This window comes from Polaromonas sp. P1_G2 (assembly GCF_056405515.1).
On sequence record NZ_JBFUBY010000547.1, the window covers coordinates 1 to 954 of the forward strand.

At 63.5% G+C, this 954-nt stretch carries 1 protein-coding gene; it reads left to right on the plus strand.

Annotated elements, in window-relative coordinates; all coding sequences use genetic code 11:
- Positions 1–954 (plus strand): molybdopterin-dependent oxidoreductase (locus AC1D0P_RS26085; RefSeq protein ID WP_477679375.1); only part of this gene is annotated, 954 nt, incomplete at both ends.

Below are 954 nucleotides of genomic sequence, written 5' to 3' on the forward strand. Positions count from 1 at the left end.
TGCCACCATCAAGGCTGCCGTTTCCGCCACATCAGGCGAGAAGATCGGCGCCGTTGCTGGCGACCTCGCTTCCGTCGAGGAAATGTATGCGCTCTCCGAACTCGTGCGCTCGTTCGGTTCGCAGAATCTCGATTGCCGCCAGGATGGCGCCCAGCTCGATCCGTCGAACGGCCGTGCCAGCTRTATCTTCAACCCGACCATCGCCGGCATCGACGAGGCGGACGCGCTGCTGATCGTCGGCGCCAATCCGCGCATCGAAGCCTCTGTGCTCAACGCTCGCATCCGCAAGCGCTGGCGCCGCGGCGGTTTCCCAGTCGGCCTCATCGGCCAACAAGCGGATCTGCGCTACAAGTATGACTATCTCGGCGCAGGCACCGACACGCTCGATGATCTCGCCGCCGGCAATGGCAGCTTCCTCGACAAGCTGAAGAACGCCAAGAAGCCGATGATCATCATCGGCCAGGGGGCGCTTTCTCGCGCCGATGGCCGCGGCATTCTCGCAACCGTCGCCGGCCTCGCCGAATCGGTGGGTGTGCTGACGCCTGAATGGAATGGCCTTGCTGTGTTGCACACCGCCGCTTCCCGCGTCGGTGGCCTCGATCTCGGCTTCGTGCCGGGCGAGAACGGCGTCGATGCCGCGACCCAGCTCGCGACCATGGACGTGGTCTTCCTGCTCGGTGCCGACGAACTCGATTTCTCCAGGAAGAGCACCAATCTTCTGGTCTATATCGGCTCGCATGGCGACAATGGCGCCTCGAATGCCGACGTGATCCTGCCGGGTGCCACCTATACCGAAAAGTCGGGCATCTGGGTGAACACCAAAGGCCGGGTGCAGATGGGCAATCGCGCCAATTTCGCACCGGGCGACGCGCGCGAGGACTGGGCGATCATCCGCGCCCTCTCGGACGTGCTCGGCAAGCGCTTACCCTTTGATTCGCTTCATCAATTGCGTGC